The organism is Bradyrhizobium sp. CCBAU 53338, from assembly GCF_015291665.1.
In the GTDB taxonomy this organism is placed as follows: domain Bacteria; phylum Pseudomonadota; class Alphaproteobacteria; order Rhizobiales; family Xanthobacteraceae; genus Bradyrhizobium.
This window is the reverse complement of sequence record NZ_CP030048.1, coordinates 3,931,635-3,952,036: the sequence shown is the minus strand read 5'-3', so window position 1 is coordinate 3,952,036 and position 20,402 is coordinate 3,931,635. Positions and strand designations below refer to the sequence as shown.

Annotated in this window: 24 protein-coding genes; 12 read left to right on the top strand and 12 right to left on the bottom strand. The window is 64.7% G+C overall.

Features of this window, described 5'->3' with window-relative positions; genetic code table 11:
- Window position 1: 1 nt before the first annotated feature.
- From fabI to XH90_RS18575, 5 genes are all read right to left on the bottom strand, one after another.
- A complete protein-coding gene (gene fabI, locus XH90_RS18595) occupies window positions 2-790 on the bottom strand; it encodes an enoyl-ACP reductase FabI (protein ID WP_194475812.1) in 789 nt (262 codons plus the stop codon).
- A complete protein-coding gene (locus tag XH90_RS18590) occupies window positions 787-2,001 on the bottom strand; it encodes an acetate/propionate family kinase (RefSeq protein WP_194475811.1) in 1,215 nt (404 codons plus the stop codon). Before XH90_RS18590 ends, fabI begins: the two co-directional genes overlap by 4 nt.
- A gap of 5 nt (window positions 2,002-2,006) precedes the next feature.
- Window positions 2,007-2,969 carry a phosphate acetyltransferase gene (locus tag XH90_RS18585; RefSeq protein WP_194475810.1) on the bottom strand — a complete coding sequence of 321 codons (963 nt, stop codon included), beginning with the start codon at window positions 2,967-2,969 and terminating at the stop codon, window positions 2,007-2,009.
- Between the two features lie 29 nt (window positions 2,970-2,998).
- Window positions 2,999-5,215, bottom strand: coding sequence for a DUF3141 domain-containing protein (locus tag XH90_RS18580; RefSeq protein ID WP_194475809.1), 2,217 nt, complete (start codon window positions 5,213-5,215; stop codon window positions 2,999-3,001).
- 63 nt (window positions 5,216-5,278) lie between these two features.
- Window positions 5,279-6,376 (bottom strand): AI-2E family transporter, encoded by a 1,098-nt coding sequence (locus XH90_RS18575; RefSeq protein WP_246755527.1) that lies wholly within the window; start codon window positions 6,374-6,376, stop codon window positions 5,279-5,281.
- A 131-nt stretch (window positions 6,377-6,507) separates the two neighbouring features.
- On the opposite strand from XH90_RS18575, the gene XH90_RS18570 reads away from it, so the two are divergent.
- The 4 genes from XH90_RS18570 to XH90_RS18555 all read left to right on the top strand — a co-directional run bounded on the left by XH90_RS18570 (window position 6,508) and on the right by XH90_RS18555 (window position 8,342).
- Complete coding sequence (locus tag XH90_RS18570; protein WP_194475808.1) at window positions 6,508-7,059, top strand: GNAT family N-acetyltransferase; 552 nt, start codon at window positions 6,508-6,510, stop codon at window positions 7,057-7,059.
- Window positions 7,060-7,149: 90 nt separating this feature from the next.
- Complete coding sequence (locus XH90_RS18565) at window positions 7,150-7,320, top strand: hypothetical protein (protein ID WP_164933852.1); 171 nt, start codon at window positions 7,150-7,152, stop codon at window positions 7,318-7,320.
- Between the two features lie 82 nt (window positions 7,321-7,402).
- On the top strand, window positions 7,403-7,645 hold the full coding sequence (locus XH90_RS18560) for a hypothetical protein (RefSeq protein WP_194475807.1): 243 nt from the start codon (window positions 7,403-7,405) through the stop codon (window positions 7,643-7,645).
- Between the two features lie 427 nt (window positions 7,646-8,072).
- A complete protein-coding gene (locus XH90_RS18555; RefSeq protein ID WP_194482731.1) occupies window positions 8,073-8,342 on the top strand; it encodes a YciI family protein in 270 nt (89 codons plus the stop codon).
- 289 nt (window positions 8,343-8,631) lie between these two features.
- On the opposite strand, the gene XH90_RS18550 is transcribed toward XH90_RS18555, so the two are convergent.
- The 3 genes from XH90_RS18550 to XH90_RS18540 all read right to left on the bottom strand — a co-directional run bounded on the left by XH90_RS18550 (window position 8,632) and on the right by XH90_RS18540 (window position 11,162).
- A complete protein-coding gene (locus tag XH90_RS18550; protein ID WP_194475806.1) occupies window positions 8,632-9,024 on the bottom strand; it encodes an NUDIX hydrolase in 393 nt (130 codons plus the stop codon).
- Window positions 9,025-9,169: 145 nt separating this feature from the next.
- Entirely contained in the window at window positions 9,170-10,270 is a 1,101-nt protein-coding gene (locus tag XH90_RS18545) for an AI-2E family transporter (RefSeq protein ID WP_194475805.1), read from the bottom strand.
- A gap of 169 nt (window positions 10,271-10,439) precedes the next feature.
- Window positions 10,440-11,162 carry an outer membrane protein gene (locus XH90_RS18540; RefSeq protein ID WP_194475804.1) on the bottom strand — a complete coding sequence of 241 codons (723 nt, stop codon included), beginning with the start codon at window positions 11,160-11,162 and terminating at the stop codon, window positions 10,440-10,442.
- Window positions 11,163-11,421: 259 nt separating this feature from the next.
- On the opposite strand from XH90_RS18540, the gene XH90_RS18535 reads away from it, so the two are divergent.
- On the top strand, window positions 11,422-11,649 hold the full coding sequence (locus tag XH90_RS18535) for a hypothetical protein (protein WP_194475803.1): 228 nt from the start codon (window positions 11,422-11,424) through the stop codon (window positions 11,647-11,649).
- A 63-nt stretch (window positions 11,650-11,712) separates the two neighbouring features.
- On the opposite strand, the gene XH90_RS18530 is transcribed toward XH90_RS18535, so the two are convergent.
- Complete coding sequence (locus tag XH90_RS18530; protein WP_194475802.1) at window positions 11,713-11,982, bottom strand: hypothetical protein; 270 nt, start codon at window positions 11,980-11,982, stop codon at window positions 11,713-11,715.
- Window positions 11,983-12,226: 244 nt separating this feature from the next.
- Between XH90_RS18530 and XH90_RS18525 the strand changes: the two genes are divergently transcribed.
- Both XH90_RS18525 and XH90_RS18520 read left to right on the top strand, forming a co-directional pair.
- Window positions 12,227-14,275, top strand: coding sequence for an acetoacetate--CoA ligase (locus XH90_RS18525; RefSeq protein WP_194475801.1), 2,049 nt, complete (start codon window positions 12,227-12,229; stop codon window positions 14,273-14,275).
- A gap of 92 nt (window positions 14,276-14,367) precedes the next feature.
- Window positions 14,368-14,670 (top strand): hypothetical protein, encoded by a 303-nt coding sequence (locus XH90_RS18520; RefSeq protein WP_194475800.1) that lies wholly within the window; start codon window positions 14,368-14,370, stop codon window positions 14,668-14,670.
- Window positions 14,671-14,675: 5 nt separating this feature from the next.
- Here the strand turns inward: XH90_RS18520 and XH90_RS18515 are convergent, their stop codons facing one another.
- Together XH90_RS18515 and XH90_RS18510 are read right to left on the bottom strand one after the other, a co-directional pair.
- Window positions 14,676-14,912: a hypothetical protein gene (locus XH90_RS18515; protein ID WP_194475799.1), complete on the bottom strand. Its 237-nt coding sequence runs from the start codon at window positions 14,910-14,912 to the stop codon at window positions 14,676-14,678.
- A 198-nt stretch (window positions 14,913-15,110) separates the two neighbouring features.
- Window positions 15,111-15,395, bottom strand: a complete 285-nt coding sequence (locus tag XH90_RS18510) for a hypothetical protein (RefSeq protein WP_194475798.1) — start codon at window positions 15,393-15,395, stop codon at window positions 15,111-15,113.
- 190 nt (window positions 15,396-15,585) lie between these two features.
- On the opposite strand from XH90_RS18510, the gene XH90_RS18505 reads away from it, so the two are divergent.
- The 3 genes from XH90_RS18505 to XH90_RS18495 all read left to right on the top strand — a co-directional run bounded on the left by XH90_RS18505 (window position 15,586) and on the right by XH90_RS18495 (window position 17,211).
- Window positions 15,586-16,173 carry a formyltransferase family protein gene (locus tag XH90_RS18505; RefSeq protein ID WP_194475797.1) on the top strand — a complete coding sequence of 196 codons (588 nt, stop codon included), beginning with the start codon at window positions 15,586-15,588 and terminating at the stop codon, window positions 16,171-16,173.
- Between the two features lie 197 nt (window positions 16,174-16,370).
- The gene (locus XH90_RS18500) at window positions 16,371-16,721 is read left to right on the top strand and encodes a hypothetical protein (protein WP_194475796.1); all 351 of its coding nucleotides are present in this window, start codon (window positions 16,371-16,373) and stop codon (window positions 16,719-16,721) included.
- Window positions 16,666-17,211, top strand: coding sequence for a hypothetical protein (locus XH90_RS18495; protein ID WP_194475795.1), 546 nt, complete (start codon window positions 16,666-16,668; stop codon window positions 17,209-17,211). The genes XH90_RS18500 and XH90_RS18495 overlap by 56 nt, the downstream gene beginning before the upstream one ends.
- Before the next feature lie 52 nt (window positions 17,212-17,263).
- Here XH90_RS18495 and XH90_RS18490 read toward each other — a convergent pair whose 3' ends face one another.
- Complete coding sequence (locus XH90_RS18490) at window positions 17,264-17,662, bottom strand: RidA family protein (RefSeq protein WP_194475794.1); 399 nt, start codon at window positions 17,660-17,662, stop codon at window positions 17,264-17,266.
- Window positions 17,663-17,810: 148 nt separating this feature from the next.
- On the opposite strand from XH90_RS18490, the gene XH90_RS18485 reads away from it, so the two are divergent.
- Entirely contained in the window at window positions 17,811-18,689 is an 879-nt protein-coding gene (locus tag XH90_RS18485; RefSeq protein WP_194482730.1) for a DMT family transporter, read from the top strand.
- Between the two features lie 211 nt (window positions 18,690-18,900).
- Window positions 18,901-20,322: a caspase family protein gene (locus XH90_RS18480; protein ID WP_194475793.1), complete on the top strand. Its 1,422-nt coding sequence runs from the start codon at window positions 18,901-18,903 to the stop codon at window positions 20,320-20,322.
- Window positions 20,323-20,402: the final 80 nt, after the last annotated feature.

The following is a 20,402-nucleotide window of genomic DNA, read 5'->3' as shown; positions in this document are numbered from 1 at the left end:
GTCAGTCGATGATGTGATAACCGCCGTCGATGTAGAGCACACCGCCCGTGATCAGCTTGGCGCCGTCGAGCGCGAGGAACGCGGTGGCGTTGCCGACATCGTCGATGCTGACGAGACTGCGCGTCGGCGCCTTCGACTGCGCCTTGTCCATGAGCTCGTCGAATTCGGGAATGCCCGATGCCGCGCGCGTCGCCAGCGGGCCCGGCGAGATCGCGTGGACGCGAATGCCCTTCGGACCGAGCTCGGCGGCGATGTAGCGAACCGAGGCTTCGAGCGCCGCTTTCGCGACGCCCATCACGTTGTAGTTCTCCACCACCATCTGGCTGCCGTAATAGGTCATCGTGAACAGCGTGCCGCCTTTCTTCATCAGAGGCTCGGCGAGATGGGCCATGCGCATGAACGACCAGCAGGAGACGTCCATGGTCTTGAGGAAACCATCGCGGCCGACGTCGACGACCCGGCCGTGCAAGGCTTCCTTGGGGGAGAAGGCGATGGAATGGAGCAGGAAGTCGAGCTGTCCCCATTCGGATGCGATGCGTTCGAACACGGCCTCGGTCTGGCCCTCTGCCATCACGTCGAGCGGCATGAAGATCGGCGCCTCCAGCGCCTGCGCCAACGGCTCGACATGCTTCCGGGCCCGGTCGTTGAGGTAGGTCACCGCGAGATCGGCGCCGAGCGCGCGAAACGCCCGCGCGCAGCCCCATGCGATCGACTGGTCATTGGCGATGCCGACGATCAGGCCCTTCTTGCCCTTGAGGGCAACCTTGCTGTCAGGGAATACGGGGATCATGACACCCTCTCAGGTCTGGTGTTGGTCGATTGACCGTTCATCAACAGCGACAGCGTGTGCTGCGCGATCATCAGTTCCTCATCCGTCGGCACGACGTAGACGGGAATGCGACTGTCTGCCCGCGAGATCAGCCGGGCATGCCGGGCGTTCTCGCCGGGATCGAGCGTGACGCCGAGCCAGCCGAGTTGCTCGGCGATGCGCGCGCGGATCGAGGCCGAGTTCTCGCCGATCCCGGCGGTGAAGACGAAGGCGTCCAGGCCCTGCAAGGCCGCCGCCAACATGCCGGCGTTGAGGCCGATGCGGTAAACGAAATGGTCGATCGCGAGCCGCGCGTGAGGATCGGCGCTCGCCTCGAGTTCGCGCATGTCGTTGCTGATGCCCGAGAGCCCCTTCAGGCCGCAATCGCGGTAGAGGAAATCCTGCACCTTGGCCGCGGGCATGCCCTTCTCGGAGATGAGATAGAGCACTACGCCGGGATCGATCTGGCCGGGACGCGTTCCCATCGGCAGTCCGTCGAGCGCCGTAAAGCCCATCGTGCTTTCGACGCTGCGCCCATCCCTGATCGCGCACATCGAGGCGCCGCTGCCGAGATGGGCGACGATCACCCTCCCCTTGGCAATCTCGGGTGCCACCGAAGGCAGCGTCCGGGCAATGTATTCATAGGAAAGGCCGTGAAAGCCGTAGCGCCTGACGCCCTCGGCATAGAGCCGCTGCGGGATAGCGTAGTGATCGGCGACGAGATCATGGGTGCGGTGAAACGCCGTGTCGAAGCAGGCTACCTGCGGCAGCGTCGGGAAATTCACGAGCAGCGAGCGGATCGGCGCCAGATTATGCGGCTGATGCAGCGGCGCCAGGCTGACAAAGCGTTCGAGACGGGAGACGACACCGTGGTCGATCAGGACCGGCCGGACATAGTCCGGCCCGCCATGCACGACGCGGTGGCCGACCGCCATCGGCGCGACCCGAAGCTCTTCGCGAAGCCAGTCGCCGGCCACCGCCATGGCGGCGGGCACATCTGGCACGGCTTCGATCGGATAGGCGCGGTCGGCCAGCGGATCGCCACTTGGACCGTTGGCACGCAGGCGCGGCCGGCTGCCGATGCCGTCCATCTGCCCCTTGATCTGGCGGCGGAGTGCGCCGTCACCCTCGGCCGAATAGACCTGAAACTTGACGCTGGAGGAGCCGGCATTGACGACCAGAATGGTATCCATGGTGATCACGCCGCCACTGTCGGCGCCTTCTGGCGCCGGGCGCGCGCGTAAAGCGCGGCCACTGCACAGGACGCCATCCGCGCCCGCGGCGAATCCGCTCGCGAGGTCAGGACAACGGGCACGCGGGCGCCGAGCACGACGCCGGCGCCATCCGCCTTGGCGAAGTAGGCAAGGTTCTTGGCCAGCATGTTTCCGGCCTCCAGATCCGGAACGACCAGGATCTGCGCGCGGCCGGCCACCTCCGACGTGATGCCCTTGATCCGCGCGGCTTCCGGATCGATGGCGTTGTCGAACGCAAGGGGACCATCGAGCACGCCGCCGGTGATCTGGCCGCGATCGGCCATCTTGCAGAGCGCCGCGGCTTCGATCGTCGAGGGAATCTTCGAGGTCACCGTCTCCACGGCCGACAGGATCGCCACGCGCGGCTTCGTGCCGAAGCCCGCCTGATTGTAGAGATCGATCGCGTTCTGGATGATGTCGCGCTTGGCGTCGAGATCGGGAAAGATGTTGATGGCGGCATCCGTGACGAAGATGGTCTCGGCGTAGGCAGGTACGTCCATGACGAAGACATGGCTGATGCGCCGGTTGGTGCGCAAGCCGCCGGCCTTGGCGGTGACCGCCCGCATCAGCTCGTCGGTGTGCAGGCTGCCCTTCATCAAGAGTTCGCCCCGCGCGGCATGAATGAGCTCGACGCCCTTGGCTGCCGCATCGTCGCTGTGCGCGGCATCGACGATCTCGAAGCCGGAGACGTCGAGATCGAATTTGGCGGCGGTATCCCTGATCTTGCGCTCCGGCCCGACCAGGATCGGCCGGATGATGCCGGCGCCGGTACTGTCCACGGCGCCGCGCAGCGAGGTCTCGTCGCAGGGGTGGACGACGACGGTCGGCGTCGGAGGCATCGCCCGCGCCGCCGCAATCAAGCGGTCATATTTGCTGCCAGTCTGAGCTTGCGCCGCCTCGGTCGACATCCTGTCACTCCCGCTTCCGCCAATGCGTGTTACGACGCCCGTGCCCTTGGATCGGCCTTGGGATCGAAAGGGGCGACGTTCGCCTCCAAACCGAACAGCTCGGCGACCTGCTTCAAGCGCCTGGCGCGCTCGCCGGTGATGTCCGCGCTCGCCGACAGCACTTCGCGCATCGCGGTGAAGGCAGCACGCCGCTGGTTCATGTCGTCAGGCAGCAGTTTCGGAATGGCCGCCAAAGTCGCATCGCGGTCCAGCAGCAGCATGAAGAACTGCTCGCGCACCAGCATCTTGAACTCGGCGAGCGTCTTCCGTGGTCCGGCATGGTCAAGCCGAACCTGCCGCAACGCCTCGACGCTGCGCTCGTCGACCATGCCGCGCGCGGAGCCGACATAGAGCAGCGCCCGCAGCGCCGCCTCGCGAAGGCCGCCCTCGCCGATATGGGACTTCAGCTCGGCAATTCGCTTCGCGAGCATGGCCTGATGCTCGGCCGACATCTCACGCCGGCGCGACGGCGCCGAATTCGGATCGATGCCGAGGGCGGCCTGAAGCACGGGCGAGCCGTAGACATTGAGGAAAATTGTCTCGCTCAGCGCTTCCTGGGCGTCGCGCCAGCTGTCGAGGGCATGGACGATCTGCTTCGACATCTGCTCCTGGAAGGCCAGGAACGGATTGTCCTGCGAGACCGGCTTGCGATTGTCCTCGACGCGGTCAGCCGCCGACTTGATCGTGGCCATCCACGGATTCTTGCTGCTGAAGGCCTCATATTGCATCCGCAGCGGATGTATGTTGCGCGCCCATTCGGCGAGCTGCGGCGTCACCATGCCCTTGACCCAGGGCCGCATGAATTTCTGATAGGCCGCGAGATTGAGCTCGGAGACGCGCTTGGCCGCCGCAAAGCGGCGCTCGTCCTCGGGAGAATTGCCGCCCATGGCGCGGATATCGTCGAGCGTCCGGGCCTCGCAGCGCATCACCCACTGGCCGACCGCGAGATCGGCGTTGAGGGTGTCATCGTTCCGCGCTTCGAACGTGGCTTCATAGAGGCCGGGCGGCAGCACATCGATCAGGTCGATGTTGCTGGAGAATTCGGCGTGCTCCTTCTTCGCCACGCCGCCGGACACGAAGATGCCGAGATGACCGATGCTCTCGTGAACGGTGTAGACGATGGTCTGGCCATAGGCCCTGATCTCGTCGACATCGGCGTAGCAGTCGAGAATCCAGTCCAGCGCCTGCTGCGGCGGCGTGACGTTGTCGCCCTTGGAGCAGAACACCACGATCGGCGAGCGGATGTTGCGCAGGTCGACCTTCTGCCCGTCCGACATCTCGATGCGGCCCGCGGCGAGATTGTTGCCGATGAACAGCTCGTCGACGATGAACTGGATCTCTTCGGCATTGAGGTTGACGTGCCCGCCCCACCACCGCTCGAAATCGAGGTAACGTTCGGCCTCGGTGTCGACCTTGGAATAGACGTTGTACTGCTTGGTCCAGAGCGTGTTCGACGGGTTCTGGTTCTCGAAGTTCTGAACCAGCCAGGCGCCGTCGAACTTGCCGGCGCCGAGATCGCTGGTCAGCGCCGTCAGCCAGCTCCCGCCGAGAAGGCCGCCGGAATAGCGCATCGGATACTGGCCGTGCACGCCTGCCCAATAAGCAAGCGGCGCGCCGGCGATGACCAGGGGGCCGAACAGTTCCGGCCGCAGCGAGGCCAGGATCATGAGGGCCCAGCCGGCCTGGCAATTGCCGATCACGCAGGGCTTGCCGTCGGCATCGGGGTGACGACTGATGACGGTCTCGATGAACTTTGCTTCCGCGCGCGCGATACGCTCGATGGTCTGGCCCGGCACCGGCTCGGGGAGGAAGCCGATGAAATAGCAGGGATGCCCTGCCCTCATCGCGACGCCGATCTCGCTGTCGGCCTTGAAGCCGCCGATGCCAGGGCCGTGGCCGGCGCGGGGATCGATCACGACGAACGGCCGCCGGGTCATGTCGATCTCGACATCCTTCGGCGGAATGATGCGCACCAGCGCGTAATTGACCGGCTCGTCCAGCGTGCGGCCGTCGGTGATCAATTCAGCAGCATACTGCAGGACATGCGGCGCCGTTTGCGCGACATGGTCGCGATACTGGTCGCCGCGCTGGCGCATGATATCCAGGAACAGCACGCTGCGCTGTCCGGCATCGACCATGTATTCCACGGCTGAAGAGACCAGGCCCGACATCGGACCACCGGGCAGTTTCATATTTTCTGTCGCCATGTTCGACCTCGTCGTCGCTCATGGCCATTGAATGTGCACTGCATCAGCAGACCTTGATTTAGGTCAACGGTCGGCGACAACATCAGGCGCCGGCGCAGCGCGCTCGATACGAATCCAGGCCGCGGCAAGTTCCCAGGCGACCGCCAGAATGATCGGCCCGATAAAGAGCCCGATGATACCGTGCGCAAGCGTTCCGCCGATCACGCCGATCAGGATCACCAGTGTCGGCGTGGTCAACCCGCGTCCCATCACCAGCGGTTTCAGGATGTTGTCGAGCAGACCGACGATGACGAAGAATATCGTCAGCGGCAGCGCCGTGGTCACGTCCTTGTCCATCCAGATCCAGATGATCGTGGGAAGGAGCACGACGGCCGCACCGATCTGCACGATCGACAACAACAGAACGATGATGGCGAGCAGGCCGGCGCTCGGAATGGCGGCGAGCTTGAAGCCGATGCCGGCGAGCAAGGCCTGAACGATCGCAACGCCGATCACGCCCTGCGACACCGCGCGGATGGTCGCACCCGAAAGCTCGAGAAAATGCTCGCTCTGTTCCGGCACGATCCGAAACAGAAAACCGCGGATCGCGCCGGCAAGCTGCGGCCCGTAGGGAAACAGGAGGCCGGCGACCAGCACCGACAGCAGGAACTGGAGTGTGCCAACGCCGGCGCTGCCGACGAACGACAACATGAACCCGGCAAGCGGCTTCAGGTACGGCGTCACCTCCTTCAGCACTGCACGGATGTTGGTGTAGGCCAAATTCCAGAAATCGTAGAGCTGCGGGCCGATCAGGGGCCAGCTCTTGACCTGCTCCGGCGCGGCGTGAAGCGCGAGATCGCCCGCGCTGATCTGGCTTGCGATATCCCTGATCCCGTCGACGGCACTGAGACCCAGCCACGCCGCCGGGCCAATGACAATGCCGAGCATGATCACGGTGAGAATGGCCGCCGCGATGCGTGGGCTGCCACCAAGCAGTTTGGCGAGCCGGCTGAACACCGGATAGAACGCCACCGCCAGCACGGCGCTCCAGGTCAGGATCGGGATGAACGGCTTGACGATCAGGAACGTCCAGACGATCAGCATCGCCAGCAATGCCAGCCGGATCACGAGCTGGACGACGACGTCGGCGGGCAGGAAGCTGCGAAGTGTCTTCACGATCAAGAGCCCGTGTTTCGCGGGAAGCGGCGCTCGGCAAGCGTAGCGGTCCTGCTCGTGCGGCTGGCTTGATCCAGATCAAGCCGTTGATCGTGGCCAGCGGCGTGATCGGCCCATCAGCGCAGCGAGACCAACGCATGACAGACGCCGCGAGCTATAGTCGCAGGGAGCAATTGCGCGACGGCACGCCCGTCGAGATCCGGGCGCTTCGCCCCGACGACGAAGTCGGAATGCTGGCCGCGCTCGACCGGACCAGCGCGCAGTCGCGCCAGCGCCGCTTCTTCATCCCGAAGCGCCATTTTTCGGACAAGGAGCGCGACTTCTTCATGGAGATCGATTTCGTGCAGCATGTCGCGCTGGTGGCCTGTGTCGATGACGCGGGCTGCAGCAGCATCGTCGGCGGCGGCCGCTACATCGTCGCCGAGCCCGGCCGCGCCGAGATGGCCTTCATGGTGATCGACGCCTGGCAGGGACGCGGCATCGGCTCGACGCTGGCGCGCCATCTCATCGTGCTCGCGCGCGAGGCCGGGCTGACGGAGCTGGTCGCGGAGGTCCTCCCCGAGAACCGCGCGATGCGCGATGTGTTCAACCGGCTCGGCTTCGTGACCGCCCCGAAGCGGGATCCGGACACGGTCCATCTGGTGCTGAACCTCAACAGTTTACCGCACCCCGGTGCTGCACCGCGCTAATTCTGTCCCCTGTTCCATCCGCCGGCTCAAAAAAAGCCAGAAGACAACCCGCTGGAAAGGTGTAGGATTCGCCCAAACGGGAGGAATGGCATGTTTGAAATCACCGGTTTCGACACGGCAGGCGTCGTCAACCTCAAGCGGGAGTCGCTCGCCGCCGCCCTGAAGAAGGCCAGGGAGCTGATCCAGGACGGTTGCCGGGACGTTCAGATCGTCGATCCCAATGGCCGGGTCTACACCTCCTTCGAGGAGCAGGCCGCCTAGCCGCCTCTCACCCACCTTCGCCGAACGCACCGTTGAGCCGCCCGCAACCGGGCGCTAGAGTGGGCCTTTTACGGAGGCTCATTTGAAACAGGTCATTATTGCTGTCGCAGCCGTCGCGCTGCTCTCGACGTCGTCTGCCCGGTGCCAGGCACTTGTTGATCCCAGCAAAGTTGCGCCCGAATACCGCGAGGCCGCGGAAAAGCGCCGCGCCGAGCAGCTTCGCCAGCGCGAATGCGGCCAGAAAGCGGATCTGGCAAAGGTGCTGCCGCGCGACCGGGCCGAGTATGTCAATCACTGCCTCGACGCGATGGCCGCCAAGCAATAGCGGATCGCGCACCGTTCCACGCTACTCGCGCGATCGGGTCGCAACCGGCCTTCAGGCTTTCTTCAGAAATTCGGCTCACCTTGGCCGCCGATTTCCAGTGTTCATTGTTGTCGGCGCATGAATTCCGTCCAGATCCAGTGCACGCGTTGCAAGACGATGTTTCGCGACCGCGCGGGACGGTTGCAGGACGGCTATTCCAGGCAATGTCCATCTTGCGAGGTGGTGTTGTTCTTCGCCGAGGACTCGACGCATCCCTTCATCAAGCGTGCGATGAAAAACGCGCGGAGGGCCCGGAAGGAACAGCGAGAGGCCGAAGAGATCAGGATCGCTGCCCCGCCGGAGCCGCGTGCGGCTCCCCGGTCGCGATCCTCAATCGGTCGAGCGCGGGTTCAGGGTCGATCGGAATAGCCTTGGCTATTTTGCCTCGATCCAGATCCGGCATCCGACTGCGCGCGGATGTGTTGCCAATTACGACGCTCACAAGACGTTCCTGAGCGACACCTCGCGCTATGGCGTCAATATCATGATGTTGGGACCGCTGGTCGCCGACGATGGCGCCACCATGATCAGCAGCCTGTTCCTGATCGAAGCCCCCGGCAGTGCCGAGGTCGAGGTGTTCAGCCGCGCCGACCCGTTCGCGGCGGCCGGCATCTGGGAGAAGGTCACGATCACCGGGTTCTTGCGCCGGCAGGGCTGAGCAATCCAGCCCGCCCGCTCATGCGAAAAACCCCAGCGCTTTCGGGCGCTGGGGCGCTTCAAAAAAATCGATTGGTAAGGCAATAACGTCCGTATAGCAGCCCTCGTCTCTGCCGCTTGTGAACTGGTTCACACATGATGCGAGGAATGATCGGACGATTTGTCACACTCAGACTGCTAGCTAAGCGGGAGTGTATTTTTGTTGAACGATGCGACCCGGAGAGCTCCGATCACCTCTCCCATAGGGAGAGGTGATCACGGACGCCGATCGAACCCGATTCCATCGCGCTTCAGCTCCGTCTCCGCTTTCTCGGAAACAGGCGATCGCGGATGTAGCGCGAGGTCGCGGTCAGGCGGATGCCGCGCGGCTTCTGCCAGGCGGCGCGGTCGAGCTCCTTCTTGTCGCCGATCGCAAGCCGCCCCTTGGCGCTCTTGGCGATGAAAATCGCGTCGCTCATCTTGCGGCCGGAGCGCTTGTTCTTGGCTTTCACTTCCTTCCAGAGGCTGATCCGGCCGAGCTTCAGCTTCGGCAGCTCCTCCTTGATCTCGCGCCGCAGGCAGTCCTTGTCGGATTCACGCGCACGCTTGCGGCCGCCCGGGAACATCCACAGCCCGTCCGACCGTCGCCTGACCAACAGAACCTTGCCGCGCCTGGCGGCAACCAGCTTGGAAGACTTCGCCATTCCCGTCGCAAACCGAGAAAAGAATCTCGATAACATCGTAACTTGTCTATTTCATTAGACAAGTTCGATGGCCGGTCCGGCCGACACCGGCAGGCGCAGTTGTCCACATCTCGCGAGACAGGTGTGATCGGCGCATGACGCGCGATCAGGTCTCGTCGGGTATCGGCGGCTCGGCCACTCGCTTCGACGCCGTCCCGATCCAGGCCGCGGCCATCTCCCATGCCACCGACAGGATGATCGGCCCGATGAACAGACCGACAATACCGTGGGCCAACGTGCCGCCGATGACGCCGACGAAGATCACGATGGTCGGCGTGTTGAGGCCGCGTCCCATCACGAGCGGCTTCAACATGGTGTCGATGAAGCCGACCACGACGAAGAACACGGTGAGCACCAGCGCCGTGGTGACGTCCTTGGCGGTCCAGATCCAGATGATGACCGGCAGCAGCACCAGGAAGGCGCCGATCTGGACGATCGACAGCAGCAACACGATGAAGGCGAGCAGTCCCGCGCTCGGCACGGCTGCGAGCTTGAAGCCGATGCCGGCGAGCAGCGCCTGCACGATGGCGACGCCGATGACGCCTTGCGCCACGGCGCGGATGGTGGCGCCGCCGAGCTCGAGAAAATGCTCGCTCTGCTCGGGCACGATGCGCGACAGGAAACCGCGCCCGGCCGCGACCAGCCTTGGCCCGTGCGGAAACAGGAAACCGGCCACAAACACCGAGACCAGGAACTGGAGCGTGCCGAGGCTGGCATCGCCCGCCAGCACCAGTAGCGGTCCCGCCAGCGGCTGGAGATAGGGCGCAACTTCGCGCAGCACGGCGCGGATGTTGTTATAGGCCTGATCCCAGAGCTCATAGAGCGTCAGGCCGATCACCGGCCAGGACTTGATCTGCTCCGGCGCCGACTGGAGCGCGAGATCCCCGGTGCCAAGCTCGTGCGCCAGCTCCCTCACCCCGTCCACGGCACTGAGGCCGAGCCAGGTGGCGGGCCCGAGGACAATGCCTAGAGTGATCAAGGTGAGGATGGCGGCGGCGGTCTTGGGCCGGCCACCGAGCGCTTTGGCGACCCAGCTGAACGCCGGATAGAATGCCACGGCGAGAACGCCGCTCCAGGCCAGGATCGGCACGAACGGCCGGACGATCAGGAAGGTCCAGATGATCAGCAGCGCCAACAGGCCGAGCCGGATCACGAGCTGGATAACGTCCTCGCCCGTCAGGAGCTGACGCAGACTTTTCACGGGCACGGCTTTCCTTGCGGCATCAACGCGGGTTCCGGCGCTTGCGCGGCCCAGCGTTATTGCCAGCCCCGGGCCGTGCGTCAAGACGAGCGGATGCGGCGGCCCGTCCCCGGAGGGCCGACCGCATCGGGCGTCAGGATCACATAGCGGTCACGAAAGCCGCCCAGAGCCGGGCCTAGAAGTGATAGTTGACGCCGATCGTGCCGGTCTGGATGTTCAGCTTCACATTTGCGGGCGTGGCCACCAGATTGCCCGATGTCACCGGCTGCTCGGTGATGGCGCCGAAGCCGAGATAGTCGTACTCGGCCCGCACCGACCAGTTCGGCATGAACATCCATTCGACGCCGCCGCCGGCGACCCAGCCAGTGCGATTGAAGGCGCCTGCGGCGGAGCCGGCGAGCGCGCCGGCCAGACCGTTATTGGCGCTGTACTTGTCACGGGTGAAGGCCGCGCCGCCCTTGGCGTAGAGCAGGACGCGGTCGAAGGCGACGCCAAGGCGACCGGCGACCGTGGCGACATAGTCGTTCTTCAGCGTCAGATTGAAGCCGGCACCGCCGCCGAACGGGCCGCCCGCGTTGAGCGTGACGCTCGACCAGGCGCCGGTGCCCTCGAGGCCCACCACGAAATTGCTGATCTGGTAGTTGCCGCCGATCTGGCCGCCGACCACGCCGCCGCTGGCCGAGACCGAGCTCCAGGTCGACGTCGGATCGGTCGGGTCGATGCCGGTCCATTTGCTCCAGGCGCCGCCGCCATGGGCGCCGATATAGAAGCCGGTCCATGTGAAGATCGGAGCCGGCGGCATCGGCGCCTTCACCGGCGCGGGCTGAATGATATCGGCCGCGAACGCCGGCGTTGCCAGCGACAACAGCGCAGCCGTCAGAACCAGTTTCTTCCCCATCACACGCCCCCGTTTCGCACGCCTCCCAACCGAGGCTGTGGGGGTAAAATCTAACGATCGGGTCAAGAATGCGCTTGGACCGACCGGCGGTGCCGTTTGGACTGACGGGCGCTGCAAAAATCGGGAAAATCCTGCAATATCTGCCGATGCCGCGAGGTTTGCCTAACGGCGATTAACCGGATTTCACCTGACAGGTTTACGCCGATGCAAAGGCTCGCACCTAGGCTTCGGCTCAGGTCCCCAACACATCTGCGGTGCAATGGCCAACAGCATCTGGACGATCGAAGAATTCACCTGCACGGGTTGCGGCATGAACTACACCGCGACGAGAGAGGAGCACGCCGAGGCGCATGCCGGCAGCTTCAAATGCAGCATTTGCAGCAGCGTGGTGCACAGCTGGTCCGGCAAGCATCATTTCTTCGGCTGGCAGGCGGTGAAGACCAAGCCGGCCGTGTTCGGCCGCCGCTGGGCTGGCGTGCAGTGGTAGCGACAGCGGTTCACGACGCCGGCTCCCTCCGTCGCCGGCGTTCGTGACCTGCGTGCCGTTCGCCTAGCGGCGCACGCCGACGCGATTGACGCCGCCATTCAGATTGGTCCCGCTCGCGGTGCCGGCGCGAACCGCGGCACGCGCGACCGGACGCGGCCGCAGCACCACGCCGGCGCGCGCGACGCAGGACGGCGGATAATCGATGTACTGGCAATAAACCACGGCATGCGCCGGTGTCGGGCTGAAGGTCACTCCCGCAAGCCCCAGGAGACCGGCAGCCGCAATCGCTGCGACCGATACCGACTTCATCGAAAGACGCACACTCCGGCGCATGGTGATCCTCCCTCGTTGCACGCGTAAAGCGCTAACAGGCGCCGCCCCAGCGCGGCCCACCCCAAATTGAGCGCCAGCGCAACGGCCGCGTTGACGTAGATCAACGGTGGGCGCGGCATCGCAGCTTGCTGGAGCACGACGCGAAATCGCGGCGTCATGCCTGCCATTCGACTGACATGCGCGGCTTTTGCCGAGGCGCGACACCGGCTAAGTTCGCCCTCCCCACAACTGAAGCCGATACGCAATGACCGCTCCTTTCGTCCCGCAGATCGCCCTCTATCGCAACTGGCTCGCCGACAAGCGCGGCCTCACCTTCTCGAACTACGAGGAGATGCGGCAATGGTCCGTTCGTGATCTCGAAGCGTTCTGGCGCAGCATCTGGGACTACTACGATCTGCAATCACCGACGCCATTTTCCGCCGTCATCACCGAGCGCAAGATGCCCGGCGCGGTGTGGTTTCCCGGCGCGCAGGTGAACTATGCGCGGCAGGTGTTCCGGCATGTCGAGGCGGCGCATGCCGCCGGCCTGCCCGCAATCGTCGGCAGCGGCGAAGACGGCAAGCTGACGGAGACCAGCTGGCCGGAGTTGCGGCGCAAGGCGGCCGCGCTCGCGCTGCATCTGAAGGACTGGGGGATCAAGCCCGGCGACCGCATCGCGGCCTATCTGCCCAATATCCCCGAAACCATCATCGCGTTTCTCGCGAGCGCCAGCATCGGCGCGGTCTGGAGCGTCTGCGCCCCTGACATGGCCGCGCCTGCCGTGATCGACCGCTTCAAGCAGATCGAGCCGAAGGTGCTGATCGCCTGCGACGCGGTGACGTATGCCGGGCGCAGGCATGATCGCAGGGACGTCGTCGCCGAACTGCGGCGATCGCTGCCGAGCCTGGAGCACGTCATCCTGCACAGCGACGCCTCCGCGCCAGCCGCACCGGACGCCCTCCTCTCCGACATCACTTCAAGGACGGGCGCTGCAATCGATGCGTTCGAGCCGATGTGGCTGCCGTTCGACCATCCGCTCTGGATCGTCTATTCCAGCGGCACCACCGGCCTGCCGAAGCCGATCGTGCACGGCCATGGCGGCATCGTCATCGTGGTGCTGGCGCTGCTCGGCCTCCACAACGACATCGGCTGCTCCTACCACGAAAATTCGTTCGGCGAGCGTTATCACTGGTACTCGTCGACGGGCTGGATCATGTGGAACAGCCAGGTCGGCGGCCTGCTCAGCGGCACCACCTGCTGCATCTTCGACGGCAGCCCCGGCGGCACCAAGGACAAACCTGATTGGTCGACGCTGTGGCGCTTCGTGGCGCAATCGAAAGCGACCTTCTTCGGCGCGGGCGCGGCGTTCTTCGCCAACTGCGCCAAGGCGGAGATCGATCTCACCGCCGCCGGCGACCTGTCACGGCTGCGCTGTCTCGGCTCGACCGGCTCGCCGCTCAGCGCCGACACGCAAGCCTGGTTCAATGCGCGCTTTGCTGACTTGTCCAAAACCAACGGCAGCAAAGCGCAGGCCGACATCTGGTGGGCGAACATTTCCGGCGGCACCGATTTCGCCGGCGCCTTCATCGGCGGCAACAGGGAATTGCCGCAGACGCCGGGCGCGATGCAGTGCCGCCTGCTCGGCGCGGCCGTCGAAGCCTTCAGCGAACAGGGCCGCGCCGTGATTGACGAGGTCGGCGAACTCGTCTGCACCGAGCCGATGCCGTCGATGCCGCTGTATTTCTGGAACGACGAGGCCAACGCGCGCTATCTCGCCAGCTATTTTGAAACCTATCCTGACAATTTCGACGGCAGCGGCCGCGGGACGGTGTGGCGCCACGGCGACTGGCTCAAGGTCAACCTGGATGGTTCCTGCGTGATCTATGGCCGCAGCGATGCGACCATCAACCGGCACGGCCTGCGGATGGGCACGAGCGAGCTCTATTCCGCGATCGAGGCGCTGCCGGAAGTGCTCGACAGCCTCGTCGTCGATCTCGAATATCTCGGCCGCGACAGCTACATGCCGCTGTTCGTGGTGCTGCGCGAGGGCGTCGCGTTCGACGATGCGATGCGGGCGAAGATCAACAAGGCGATCGAGGCAGGCCTGTCCCGCCGCTTCCTGCCGAACGAAATTTTTGCCGTCACTGAAATTCCGCGCACGCTGTCGGGCAAGAAGCAGGAGCTGCCGATCAAGAAACTGCTGCTCGGCCAGCCCGTCGAGAAAGTCATCAACAAGGAGGCGATGGCCAATCCGGCCTGCCTCGACTGGTATCTCGCCTTTGCGCGCGACTATCTGGCGCGAACCGCGGCGTGACGGAAGATCGCCTCAATTGCGCCTGTCACGTTTGGACTCCGTTCACCGATCGCCGCTAGATGGACGGGGATCTTCCGCAACGAACATGTGCCATGGCCGACCTCAACGCCGTCATCACCAGGCTCAACGACCGCCTGCTCCGCCTCGAGGGCGAGCTGTTCGTGCTCCGCTCGCTGGCGCGTGCGACGCTCACCGCCGGCGACGACCACGGCGCGCGCATGCGCAAGCTGGTCGAGGCCGCCAAGGTCGCGCTCGACGACGAGGCCAAACGCGAGCTCGACAAGCCCACGCGCAAATATGTCGATGCGGCGAGCGCGCTGGTGGAGGAGTTGCTGGAGGAGCCGACCGCGGCACGGCCACTGTTCACCGTGATCCAGGGCGGCCGGCGCGACTGAGCACGTCAGATCGGGCGTGTCATGCCTGTCTCGGCGGATTCGGCTTTCAGCCGGCTGAGACCTTCCTCGATGATCGCGATCTCCGCATCGATCTTGCCGATCGGCAGGCTGAAATCGAAAGCGCCTGACCTGCTCTTCAGATCGACTGCAAGCCGCTGTCTGTGCATCATCAGCTCGTCGAGGCCACGGCGGTTCATCAGCCGCACATAGGTGTCCACGATCTGCGCAATTGCGTTCGACATGACATCGGTTCCGGCAAAAGTGCCCGCGCGACGCACCCACGCCGGCGGGACATTTTTGGTGTCGCGGTACGCAATACAAATCCGCGACGGATTCGTCGATACGCCGGCAAGGTTGAGAACGCGTTACCGTTTGATGATTTTGCGATGGCAGAAAAGCGCGGAGGTCATTTGCCGCCGACCGTGGCCGCGCGGCAACGGTCAGTCCGTGACGCAGAAATATTTGCGCGGCCATTTGCGATAGGCGCTGTAGCGGTAATACGGCCGGTAGGCGTAGCCGCGATAGAGCGCCGGCGGCTCCTCGCCATAATAGGCACCGAAGTAGAAATTGTGGATCGTGCCTTCCGCGCAGCGATAGCCATCCCAGGTCGGGCCGATGAAGGGCGCTACGCCGGTTTCCGGCGGTACGACCGGATACGGCCCGCCGGCTTGGGCTGAAGCTGCCGCAATCAGGACGGTGGGAAGGACAAACCACGCGCTACGCATCGGCTCGCTCCTGGCAGGTCACACGGCACGCATGGAAGCACCGGAACGGCGGGCGACGCAATTGCCGAGTTCATTCCGCCCGCGCGCTTTGCGCATTGTTGATAACCGGCGCAAACGCCGCGCGGGTGGTGACAGGACGGCTGGACGTGTTATCGGGGAATGACGCAGCTGCGAGACGGATCGGACCATCATGCGCATTACCCTCGTCGGCTCCCGCCATTTCGGCGTGACCACCCTGAACATGCTCCGCGAACACGGTGTCGGGGTCGTGCGGGTCGTGGTGGCCGACGCGGATGACCGCCTGGCCGCGACTGCCAAGGCGGCCGGCATCGAGGTGGTGGTGCAGGCCAATCCGAAGCTTGTGGTGGCCTCCGAGATCGCGCCCGACACCGATCTGATCATCACCGCCCACAGCCATGCCCGGATCGGCAAGGACGCGCTCGCCGCGGCCAAGCTCGGCGGGATCGGCTATCACCCTTCGCTGCTGCCGCGTCATCGCGGCAAGGCCGCTGTGGAATGGACCATCAGGGAAGGCGACCCGATCGCCGGCGGCACGATCTATCATCTCGCCGAGCGTATGGACGCCGGCGCCATCGCCGCGCAGGATTGGTGCTTCGTGAAGAAGGGCGAGACCGCCCGCGAACTCTGGGAGCGTGCGCTGGCTCCGCTCGGCCTCAAGCTGCTGGCCGACGTGATCGATTACGCCAAGGTCCACAAGGCGCTGCCGGCCAAGGCCCAGGACGAGCAGTTCGCGACCTCGGCGCCAAGCCTGTCCTGACACAGCCTGACCCGAGTCGGTCCCGACGTTAACGATTAACGCGAGGGCGCCTTGATTCCGCTTCGAAAATTGGAACCGGAAACGCAAATAAACCATTGTTTCCACAGGAACAATTTTCGACTTTGCATTGCACCAAATTTCCGTCACATTTCGCCCGAATAAGCGTCAGCATATCAGACACATTCAAGGACGAATTCATGCGTTTTGGTCGCATCGCGGCGTTCTGTGCCGCATCAGTCATTACCGCCACCCTCGCCGCTCCTGCGCTCGCCCAGACTCCCTTTGACGGCAATTGGCAGGTCACCATCGTGACCAAGACCGGCTCGTGCGAACCGACTGCAAGCTCCATGCTGACGGTTGCCGACGGCAAGATCACCGCGCCGGGCGCTAACGTTTCCGGCACCATCGGCAGTGGGGGTCTTGTGAAAGTTTCGATCAATGGTGCATATGCCAACGGTCAACTCAACGGCAACGCCGGATCGGGAAAGTGGAATGGAGCATCTGCAGGCATACCGTGCAGCGGGCGGTGGGAAGCATCGCGCCAATAAGCAATTCTGGACGAACCTCCTCAACCGGCGGCTGCTGATCGCGGCCGCCGTTTTGTTTGCGGCAGCGGTCGCCAACTCCGAAAGCAAGGCTCAATCCGGCCCATTCGCCCCAATGGCCGGCAACTGGAGCGGCGGCGGCGTCGTCACGCTGGATGACGGGTCCACCGAACGCATCCGCTGCCGTGCCAAATACGCCCCGATCGGACCGACGATGGAGATGTCGCTGACCTGTGCCAGCGACGCCTACAAGTTCAACCTCGGCGCCAGCGTCAAGGCCGAGGGCAGCAGCATCACCGGCAGTTGGTCCGAAACCAGCCGCAACATCTCCGGCTCGCTGCAGGGCCGCGGCGGTGGCGGGAACTTCGAGGTGGTCGCCTCTGCGGCCGGCTTCAACGCCAATATCGGACTGAGAACGAGCGGCAACAAACAGAGCGTTACGATCCGCGCAGACAGCCAGTTCCGCGGCGCCAACATCTCGCTGTCGAGATAAGACGGCGACACGACGGAACGATCATCGACCCGGCGGCCTCGCCGGGTCTTTTTTATGCGTCCGGCACGAACGCCGTGACCTCGATCTCGACCTTGGCACGGTCGTCGACGAGACCGCCGATATAGAGCAGCGTCGAGGGCGGGAAATTGCGCCCGAGCGTCTCCTTCCAGGCCGCGCCAATGCCGGCGCCTGCGGCCTCATACTCGCTGCGGCTGGTCAGGTACCAGGTCAGGCGCACGATGTGCTCGGGGCCGGCGCCGGCCTCCGCGAGCAGCTTGATGATCCGCTTCAGCGCGGTCGCAACCTGAGCAGCCATGTCAGGCGCGTAACTGCCGGCCTCGTCGCCGCCGGTCTGCCCGGCGAGCACGACCCAGCGGCCCGGCCCCTGCGCCACCACGCCATGCGAGAAACCGCGCGGCTTTTTCCATTCGGCTGGCTGCAAGATGCGCATGAGCGGAGATCTCCCGATTTTCTTATTGACGTATACCTGCCTTAGCACGCCGCATTGCATCGCTGCACCGGCAGATTTGGGCGTTGCAAACGGCGGCGATGTCGCCGATACCGGCTGCCCCTCGAGTTCGATCTCCCTGCCCGCACCGATGAGCACAACACCGTCCAAAACGATGGCTGCACTGTGGATGGCCGGCTGGCTGTCCCTGATGCTGGTCATGGCGGTGGCCGGGCGCGAGACCACGCGCGACCTCAGCGTGTTCCAGATCATGGAGGTGCGCTCGCTGATCGGCTTCACGCTGCTACTGCCGATCATCCACCGGTCCGGCGGCTTCAAGGCAGTCGCGACCAAACGCCTGCCCCAGCACCTCGCGCGCAACGGCGTGCATTATTTCGCGCAGCTCGGCTGGTTCTACGCACTGACGCTGATCGGAATCGGCCAGGTCGTCGCGATCGAATTCACCATGCCGATCTGGACCGCACTGCTCGCCGCATCCTTCCTGTCCGAGCGCATGACGACCTGGAAGATCGCCGCCATCGTGCTCGGCATCGTCGGCGTCGTCATGATCGTGCGGCCGGCTACCGGCGAGATCAATCCGGGCCAGTTGATCGCGCTCGGGGCCGCGATCGGCTTCAGCGTCTCCATGGCTTTGGCGAAATCGCTGACCCGGACCGAGAGCGCCTTGTCGATCCTGTTCTGGATGATCATGGTCCAGATGATCGTGGGCTTCGTGCCGACGCTCTACGTCTGGACCTGGCCCTCGGCCACGATGTGGGGCTGGCTCTTCGTCATCGGGATCTGCGGCACTTTTTCGCACTATTGTCTCGCCAGCGCGCTGCGCTACGCGGATGCCACGATCGTGGTTCCCATGGATTTCCTGCGGGTTCCCCTTACCGCAACCGCCGGCTGGCTGCTCTATTCCGAGCGGCTGGATGCCTGGACCGTGCTGGGCGCAGCCCTGATCCTGTGCGGCAACCTCCTCAACTTGAAGCCGGCCGCCGCCCCGGTTCCCGCGCGCGCGCAGTGAACCCGCGCGCCGCCTGGCGCGACCAATCCAAGTGGTCGAGCGTGATCTGGATCACGTTGGAGGGGCATTCCATCGTGCGCACTCGGTCACAGAGCGACGGGTTGGGTCAGTCGGGTGATCGGTCGATTTGCTGGCGCGAGGCCGGACGCTTTCGTGTAGCTTCGACACCAATTTGTTGCGGCCTTTCATTCGATTCTGTTGGGGATTTCAGATGCGCACTCTCACCATCATCGTTTCGCTGATGTGCATGGCGCTGTCGGTCAGCGCCGCGAAGGCCGACCGCCGCGTCGCCTTTGTCGTCGGCAACGGCGCCTACAAGAACGTCGCCCAATTGCCGAACCCGCCGATCGACGCGAGGGCGATGGCCGCCACACTGCGCAATGTCGGCTTCGAGGTGATCGAAGGCTCCAACCTCACCCGCGACCAGATGACGGAGAAGCTGCTCGATTTCGGCCGCAAGGCGCAGGGGTCCGATGTCGCCGTGTTCTATTATGCCGGCCACGGCATCGCCGTCGGCGGCACCAACTATCTCCTGCCCGTCGATGCCGACATCAAGTCGGAGATGGACGTCAAGCTGGGGGCCGCCATCAACATCGACCTGACGCTCGACCAGACCATGGGCGATGCCAAGGTCAAGCTGGTGTTCCTCGACGCCTGCCGCGACAATCCGTTCGCCGCCAAGATCAAGTCGAACTCCGCCACCCGCAGCGTCAACGTCGGCAGCGGTCTCGCCGAGATGAAATCCGGCGAAGGCACGCTGATCGCGTTCGCCACCGGCCCGGGCCAGACCGCGCTCGACGGCCAGGAGGGCAACAACAGCCCGTTCACCCGCGCGCTGATCGACAACATCACCAAGCCCGGCGTCGAGATCCAGCAGGCGATGACCTCGGTGCGCGCCCAGGTGAATGAGGAGACCCACAAGGGCCAGCTGCCCTGGGGCCACACCAACCTGATCGGCGCTGTCTACCTCAATCCATCGCAGCCGGGTCAGCAGGTCGCCAACGCCGCGCCGACCGCCTCAAGCAGCGCGCCCGCAGCTGCGACCACCGGCAATTCCGAGGGTGTGGAACTCGAATTCTGGCGCTCGGTGAAGGAATCCAACAAGCCGGAAGAGCTCAACGCCTACCTCTCCGCTTATCCCAACGGCCAGTTCAAGCCGCTGGCGCTGGCACGGCTCGCGGCGATCCAGAACGGTCCGTCGACCACGACCCGCAATCTCAATGCCGGTGTCGATCCCGCCACCTTCACCGATGACGCCACCCAGCTGACGGAGGACCAGATCGGCCTCGACAAGGGGCAGCGCCGCGACGTGCAGCGCCGCCTCACCGGCCTCGGCTTCGACACCAAGGTCTCAGGCGTGTTCAACGACCAGACCCGCTCGGTGCTGAAGCGCTGGCAGGCCGCCCGCGGCTATCCGTCGACGGGCTTCCTCAACAAGCTCCAGCACAAGGCCCTGCTGTCAGAGATCGTGGCGTCGACGACCACCGCGAGCGATGACAGCCCGAAGCCGGCCCGGCGCGCCGCACCCGCGCAGAGCGCGCCGGCGCCCCGCCACAGCGGTGGCGGCGACGCCGGCGCGGCCTTCGTGGGCGGCGTCGTCGGCGGCATGATGGGCGGCATGTTCCGCCGCTGAGGCGAGCCTCTCTCACAAACACAAAAGCCCGGCTCACGCCGGGCTTTTTTGGTGGCTCCTCATCAGGATGAGCCAACGCC